This is a genomic window from Clostridium sp. (assembly GCF_016650035.1).
Taxonomy (GTDB): Bacteria; Bacillota; Clostridia; order Clostridiales; family Clostridiaceae; genus Clostridium_AD.
The window spans coordinates 1-6,155 of sequence record NZ_JAENWM010000141.1 but is presented as its reverse complement, the minus strand read 5'-3'; the positions used below and the strand labels follow the sequence as shown (position 1 = coordinate 6,155).

Sequence of the window (6,155 nt, the reverse complement as noted above, 5' to 3'; positions counted from 1 at the left end):
CCTCCGCCGTGACAGGGCGGCACTCTAACCAACTGAGCCACTGGGCCATATGTGGTGGGAACAACAGGGTTCGAACCTGTGACCCTCTGCTTGTAAGGCAGATGCTCTCCCAGCTGAGCTATGCTCCCACATATCTTCATTAGACTTTTATAGTTTACATTAAATCATAAAACTTGTCAACACTTTTATTACTTAAGTGTCTTTTTATTTAAATGTTAACTTTTTATCTAATGAGCACATTACTATATTATAAAACTTTGTTACAGTTGTCAATAGCAAATAATAGTTTTATCCATAGCCATTTCACTTATACTCCACAATTATAGGATTTGCTCCATTTTACATCGTTTTAAAAGATTTGGTAATATACTCATATATTGAATGAATTCCTAAAAAAACTTTACTATTATTTATGAATTTACATTTTTTAATAATTGCCCGATATCTTCATGATTAAATTCATAATTCTTATTACAAAAATGGCATTTAATTTCTTCTGTTTTACCATCATTATATATTTCTTCTAAATCCACTTTGCCTATACTTATTAACGCCCTTTCAACTCTTTCTCTACAACAATCGCATTTATACATGGGCACAATTTCTTCATGTATTTTAAGTTGCATATCTTCAAAAATAAACTCTAAAATTTCTTCAATGCTCATCCCTTTTGATATGAACTCTGTTATAGAAGGAACCTCTTCCAGTCTATAAGTTATTATATCAGCTACAAATTCATCTGCACCAGGCATCATCTGAATTATAAACCCACCTGAAGCTTTGATGCTCATATCTGTATCTACTAAAACTCCAAGTCCCACAGCTGAAGGAGTTTGCTCTGAAACGGTGAAGTAATAAGCTAAATCATCTCCAATTTCACCTGTGCTAATTGGTACTTGACCTACATATGGTTCCTTTAACCCTAAATCTCTTATAACTCTTAAATAACCATCAACACCTATTGCACCACTCACATCAAGTTTACCCTTATTATTAGCAGGTAAATCTATATTTGGGTTTCCTATATATCCTTTTACTGTTGAATCTGCATGGGCAGTTACAAGCACTCCTTTAGCTTCTCCTCCACCATTAATCTGAAGTGTTAAACTATCACCCTTAGACTTTAGCATGGTTCCCATAAGAACACCTGCTGTCAGCATCCTTCCTAAAGCCGCCGCTGCTGTTGGAGCACACTTTTGCATTGTAACTCCCTCATTTACTAAATCCGTAGTTATTGCCGCAATTATTCTAACTTGACCCCCTTTAGCAGTAGCTCTCACTAATTTATCCATATAAATGCCTCCTATAAATTATTATTGTTTTTCAACTTCTTTAGCACATAACATATTCGCTCTGTGTCCCTTTCCACTACCTTCTCTTCATAGTTATCTAGCTTTTTTAATACTTCAAATCCTATTTCTTTTAAAACTTTTTCTATATATTCTTCACTGTAAGCTCTTTCTTCATGATGCTCATCAAATCGTCTGTATACTTGTCCCTCTTTTACAAAAAATATCAAATTCATATCTACTATGTCATTTTCTAAATAATTTTCCCACACGTACACTACATCATCTGAATCATAATTATAAGTATTATTACCAAGCACACTTGTAAGTTTATAATAAGAATTTATGTCAAAAATAAATAAGCCATCATCTTTTAATAAATCGTAAGCACCTAATAAATACTTCTTGAAATTTTCTTCTTCTAATATATAATTGCTAGAATCTAAACAACAAGTTATGAGATTAAAGGTATTGTTCAAATTAAGAAGGCAAATATCTTGGCATATAAATTTTGCTTTTATACCTATCTCTCTCATTTTTTGCTCTGCTTCACTTAACATATCAGAAGATAAATCCACTGCCCATATATACTTAAATTCACTTGCAATTTCTACAGTAAGATTTCCTGTACCACAGGCTAAATCCAAATAACTATCGCAATCGATATTATTTTCACTGCAAATATTCAATATGTTTAAAGCCCATGTTTTATAATCAATATCAGAATTAATTAATTTATCATATATATGAGCGAACTCTTTATAGCAATTCATACTAACATTTCTCCTTTTTCAAACATTTCCTTTCTAAAACTAAAAGGTATATAATATTTTAACCTATACACCAACTATTGTCCAAAATAATTTACATAAAGCACTCATATATAATATTTTATATGAATTATTTTGAACAAGTATTTTAAAAATCTTCGTTTTTAGGAAGATTTATTATTTTCTTTCTTTTTGTCATTAACCCCCCAATTCTACCCGTTTCCTCTGCTGTCAGTCCACTCCACCCATAAGCCTCTATTTTATCTGTTAATCCTAGTTCGTCTGCTATTTCATATTTTAAGGTTTCACGCATGGTCTCATTTTTAGTTAGCTCTTTATTTGTTCTTAATTTAGCTTTTATAATTTTCTTTAAAGGTGTTTTACCCATGATATCCCTCCAAATTGTAATATATATTTTTTATAGTTTTGATATTATCTTTTATTTTTTACAATTAGGAGCTATTTTATTCACACTAAAAAAAAGAAAAGTATGCAATACTTTTCTTACAAAAATATATAGTGGGGTAATGTTTATTACCCCACTAATGAATTCATTGTTTGTATTTCATATTTCAAAATATTAAGAGTTATTTTTTCAAGTTCAACTTACCATCATATAAATGACATGCAACAAAATGTCCTGGTTCTATCTCTATCATTTCAGGTTTATTTTCTCTACACATATCCATAGCCTTATTACACCTATCAACAAATTTACATCCATTAGGAGGGTTTATAGGACTAGGAACATCACCTTCAAGCATTATCCTTTGTCTAGTCCTTTCAAGCACTGGATCCGGTCTTGGAATAGATGATAACAGTGCCTGAGTATACGGATGGAGTGGTTTGTTGTATAGCTCATCACTTTTAGCAACCTCTGCAAGTGCCCCAAGATACATTACGCACACTCTGTCTGAAATATATCTAACCATTGAAAGGTCATGGGCGATAAACAAAAATGTTAAACCATATTTTGTTTGTAACTCTTGAAGTAAATTGACTACTTGAGCTTGAACAGAAACATCTAAGGCTGATATAGGTTCATCACATACTATAAAATCAGGATCTACTGCAAGGGCACGAGCAATTCCTATTCTCTGCCTCTGTCCACCACTAAATTCATGTGGAAATCTATTTGCATGTTCCTTATTAAGTCCAACCAAATTTAATAGCTCATCAATTCTTTCTTTTCTTTCTTGTCCATAACTAAGCTTGTGAATATCAATACCCTCTGCAATAATATCAGATACAAGCATTCTAGGATTTAAAGAAGCATACGGATCTTGAAAAATCATTTGTGCACGTCTATTATATTGCTTTAAATCTTTTCCTTTTAGGTTATGCACAGATTTACCTTCAAACTCCACAGTACCTGATGTAGCCTCATAAATTCTTAAGATAGTACGTCCACATGTTGATTTCCCACAACCTGACTCCCCTACAAGACCTAGTGTTTCACCTTTATAAATATCAAAACTTATATCATCAACAGCTTTTAAATATTGATTTTTTCCAACATAAAAGTATTTTTTTAAGTTTTTTACACTAAGAAGTATTTCTTTTTTATCTAATTCAGCCATTTTAATTGTCACCTCTTTTTTTAACATATTCTATTGATCCTTTAAAAATAATAGGAGTGTCTACTTTTGGAGCATCCGGGTGACTTAACCAACAAGCAGACCCATGTCCCTCACTAATAATGAAGCTTGGAGGCATTTTTTCTCTACAAATTTTCATTGAAAATTCACATCTATCTGCAAATGGGCATCCAGTTGGAGGAGCAAATAAATCTGGTGGTGTGCCTTCTATTGAAGATAATTTATTACCGGTTTTAACAACATCTACCCTTGGTACTGAACTTAAAAGTCCCCAAGTATATGGGTGTTTTGGATTATAATATAATTCTTCAGTATCTGCATACTCTACGATTTTTCCTCCATACATAACTGCTACTCTTTGTGAAACATTAGCAACAACTCCCAAATCGTGAGTAATCATTATAATAGAAGTATTTATAGTCTTTTGTAAATCCTTCATAAGCTCAAGTATTTGGGCTTGAATTGTAACATCCAAAGCAGTTGTGGGTTCATCAGCGATAAGAAGCTTAGGATTACATACGAGTGCTATTGCAATCATAGCACGCTGACGCATCCCCCCAGAAAACTGATGTGGATATTCGTTTACTCGTCGTTCTGCATTTGGTATTTGAACGAGTTTTAACATATCAATTACCTTTTTATCGGCTTCGGCTTTCGTCATATCACTTTTATGACTCATAAGTCCTTCTAATATTTGCCTTCCAATTTTCATAGTAGGATTAAGAGAAGTCATTGGGTCCTGAAATATCATGCCTATTTCTTTACCTCTAATCTTCCTCATTTCCTTCTCTGTCCTAGTAACTATATCTTCACCATTAAAAATAATCTTACCACTTTTAAAACGTGCAGGCGGTTCTGGATTTAACCTCATTATAGATTTTGCAGTTACAGATTTCCCACAACCGGATTCTCCAACAATCGCTAAAGTCTCTCCCTCAAATAAGTCAAAGGAAACGCCACGAACTGCTTGAACCTCACCTGCATAGGTGTCAAAAGAAACTTGCAAATCTTCAACTTCTAATATTTTCTTTTTCATGTGTGTAGCCTCCTATTTCCTTAATTTAGGATCAAGTGCATCCCTTAGACCATCACCAAGTATATTAAATGCAAGCATAATTAAACAAAGTACAGCTGCAGGTATTATAAGTAAGTGTGGGTATTGATAAAAAATCTTTGCCCCATCATTAACTAGAACTCCTAGTGATGCATATGGTGCTGGTACACCGAGCCCAATAAAACTTAAAAACGCTTCTGCAAAAATCATTCTTGGAATCATCATAGTCATATTAACTATTATCGGCCCCATAGTATTGGGTATCAAATGCTTAAAAATAACTCTTTTAGAAGAAGCACCTAATGTTTGTGATGCGAGTACATATTCACTTTGTTTTAATCTTAAAACTTCTCCACGAACCAAAACTGCAGTTGTCATCCAACCTGTACTTGCAAGAACAAAGGTAATGGTAAGAATACCCGGATCCATTATAATAGATAATAACATTATATATAATAAAGATGGTATAACCATAAGAATTTCAATAACTCTACTCATTATATTATCTGCCATTCCACCAATATACCCAGATATTCCTCCATATACAACTCCAAATAGCCCTGTAAACAGAACTGATGTTACTGCAATAAGGAAAGAAACCCTTGTGCCTTCCCACAATCTAGTCCATAAATCACGACCAAGGTCATCAGTTCCAAGCCAATATTTGATGTTGAATTTTTTCTCTCCATTTGTTTCCATAACTAAACTTCCGAAACTTTTTTTGAAAGTGACTCCTCTAAAATCGGGGTCTTCTTTTAAGAGCTTTTCACCTTCAATATTTAATTTATCTACAATTGAATCCCAATCGTCTTCTGTAGTTGTTGTTATCTCTAACTTATACTCTTTTTTGTCTCCTTGGTAGGATGCTTCGGATTCATCACCAACAATAAAGCCTAACTTTCCACCTTCTTCTTTCAGTTTAACACTAGTAAATTTCAATTTAGTTTTTCTAAGGTTAGGTCTATACTTATTATACTCAAACACAGAATTGGAAGATAATTTTAAACTCCTCTGATTTGAAAGGATAAAGGTTTGGTCTTTTAAACTCAATACCTGCCTTCTATAATTATGTCCATATAGTTGTTTTGAAATTACTGGACCTACCAGTGCCAAAATAATTAACAAAATTAAAACCCAAAAAGAAATTATGGATGGCTTACTCTTTTTTAATCTTCTGTATGAATCTTGTAAATATGACATACTAGGGCGTTTTATGCTCTGCGCAGCTTCGAGGTTTTTACCAACAAGTTCAAATTGCTCCTTTTCTATTTTGTCCATTTGGCTATTTACCCCCTTTATTTGATAGAGCTTTCACGGAAACTCCTTAGCTCCTGTGATTACTCATTTTTAGCATCATTAATTTTTGTTGATTCCCCCACTTTTTTCGCATAAAACACTTGACAAGTCTGTAAAATTTTGCGGTCCTCCTCCTAAAGACATGTTT

At 33.1% G+C, this 6,155-nt stretch carries 6 protein-coding genes and 1 tRNA gene; all 7 read right to left on the bottom strand.

Annotation, left to right across the window (positions count from 1 at the left end; translation table 11 throughout):
- Positions 1-52 precede the first annotated feature (52 nt).
- A tRNA-Val gene (locus tag JJD95_RS19370) sits at positions 53-128 on the bottom strand.
- Between the two features lie 282 nt (positions 129-410).
- Complete coding sequence (gene hslO / locus JJD95_RS19365) at positions 411-1,292, bottom strand: Hsp33 family molecular chaperone HslO (RefSeq protein ID WP_291645037.1); 882 nt, start codon at positions 1,290-1,292, stop codon at positions 411-413.
- Positions 1,293-1,303: 11 nt separating this feature from the next.
- Complete coding sequence (locus JJD95_RS19360) at positions 1,304-2,062, bottom strand: class I SAM-dependent methyltransferase (protein WP_291645035.1); 759 nt, start codon at positions 2,060-2,062, stop codon at positions 1,304-1,306.
- Between the two features lie 145 nt (positions 2,063-2,207).
- Complete coding sequence (locus JJD95_RS19355) at positions 2,208-2,447, bottom strand: small, acid-soluble spore protein, alpha/beta type (RefSeq protein WP_291645033.1); 240 nt, start codon at positions 2,445-2,447, stop codon at positions 2,208-2,210.
- Positions 2,448-2,646: 199 nt separating this feature from the next.
- Positions 2,647-3,639, bottom strand: coding sequence for an ABC transporter ATP-binding protein (locus tag JJD95_RS19350; protein WP_291645031.1), 993 nt, complete (start codon positions 3,637-3,639; stop codon positions 2,647-2,649).
- Position 3,640: 1 nt separating this feature from the next.
- A complete protein-coding gene (locus JJD95_RS19345) occupies positions 3,641-4,693 on the bottom strand; it encodes an ABC transporter ATP-binding protein (RefSeq protein WP_291645029.1) in 1,053 nt (350 codons plus the stop codon).
- Between the two features lie 12 nt (positions 4,694-4,705).
- The gene (locus JJD95_RS19340; protein ID WP_291645027.1) at positions 4,706-5,989 is read right to left on the bottom strand and encodes an ABC transporter permease; all 1,284 of its coding nucleotides are present in this window, start codon (positions 5,987-5,989) and stop codon (positions 4,706-4,708) included.
- Positions 5,990-6,155: the final 166 nt, after the last annotated feature.

Excerpts from the sequence above, each read along its gene's own strand:
- hslO (WP_291645037.1), bottom strand. The coding sequence starts at position 1,292 with ATGGATAAATTAGTGAGAGCTACTGCTAAAGGGGGTCAAGTTAGAATA.
- JJD95_RS19360 (WP_291645035.1), bottom strand. The coding sequence starts at position 2,062 with ATGAATTGCTATAAAGAGTTCGCTCATATATATGATAAATTAATTAAT.
- JJD95_RS19355 (WP_291645033.1), bottom strand. The coding sequence starts at position 2,447 with ATGGGTAAAACACCTTTAAAGAAAATTATAAAAGCTAAATTAAGAACA.
- JJD95_RS19350 (WP_291645031.1), bottom strand. The coding sequence starts at position 3,639 with ATGGCTGAATTAGATAAAAAAGAAATACTTCTTAGTGTAAAAAACTTA.
- JJD95_RS19345 (WP_291645029.1), bottom strand. The coding sequence starts at position 4,693 with ATGAAAAAGAAAATATTAGAAGTTGAAGATTTGCAAGTTTCTTTTGAC.
- JJD95_RS19340 (WP_291645027.1), bottom strand. The coding sequence starts at position 5,989 with ATGGACAAAATAGAAAAGGAGCAATTTGAACTTGTTGGTAAAAACCTC.